Raw genomic sequence first — 854 nt, 5'->3', positions numbered from 1 at the left:
GACAACCTTCTCGTCGCTCTCTTCACCCAACTCCGCTTCTACTTCATAAGCAGGCAACACGAGGGTAAATGGCAATTCACGATGCACGACCGCTGCCGCCTTCATTCGCTGCCCTAAAGGATCAGCGAAGAATCGGGCAATCTGCGAAACATCTACTGCTTGTACCTGCTCGTCAGTCAAAAAGCGGCGCGCCGCGAGTGCCGTCACCTGCTCCCGAATATCCGCTTCATCCAGCGGACGTTTCAAATCGAGATGCTGGAACACTAAGTGCGTAATTGTCCCTTTTTCTGCTGCTGTCAGTCGATTGGATTTTTGCTCAGACAAAAACTTTGGCTTTTCAGTAATGGACGGCAGCGTGAGTGGCTGTCCGCCTTTGCTGACTTTGGCATGTCTCTTGAGTTCGCTGACACTCCATTTCGCAGCTACGCGTGGCGCAATTGGATGCGGGTCCTGCCATCCTAATCTCCTGTCGACAATATCTCGCAAAGCGTCATCAGACGGTCTTTCCGCGATCGCCTCTCGTCTGGTCATGCGCTCCCACAGAGACACCTCGTCGTTGGTTGACTCTCCTTGAGCACGGAACTCATCTGCCTGATAGAAGTGAAACGACCAAACCGAATCATCCGGCACGCTTCTGACTCTCACGACTTCTCCCGAGTCTTGCTGCTCTGGATATGCCCGCAGCGATCCTGCACCGGGATGTCGCAGCATCGCACGCCCCACCCAATCCAGGTATCCCTTTGCCTGAATCAAGTCTTCGTCACTGAGCCGCTCGCTGTCATCCTGTCTGCCCCAGTCTGTTACACTTTTGGCGAGATCCTTGGATGAACCGACAAGAATGAGCTTCTCGCGTG

The 854-nt window shown here is 54.0% G+C and carries 1 pseudogene; it reads right to left on the bottom strand.

Going from position 1 to position 854, the window contains the following annotated elements:
- Positions 1 to 854 (bottom strand): annotated as a pseudogene (locus tag C7R94_RS29805) (helicase-exonuclease AddAB subunit AddA); the annotation flags it as partial.

It is taken from the genome of Brevibacillus sp. NRRL NRS-603 (genome assembly GCF_003013445.1).
In the GTDB taxonomy this organism is placed as follows: Bacteria; Bacillota; Bacilli; order Brevibacillales; family Brevibacillaceae; genus Brevibacillus; species Brevibacillus formosus.
The sequence above is the reverse complement of the archived record's forward strand: the minus strand, read 5'-3'. Positions and strand labels throughout refer to the sequence as shown.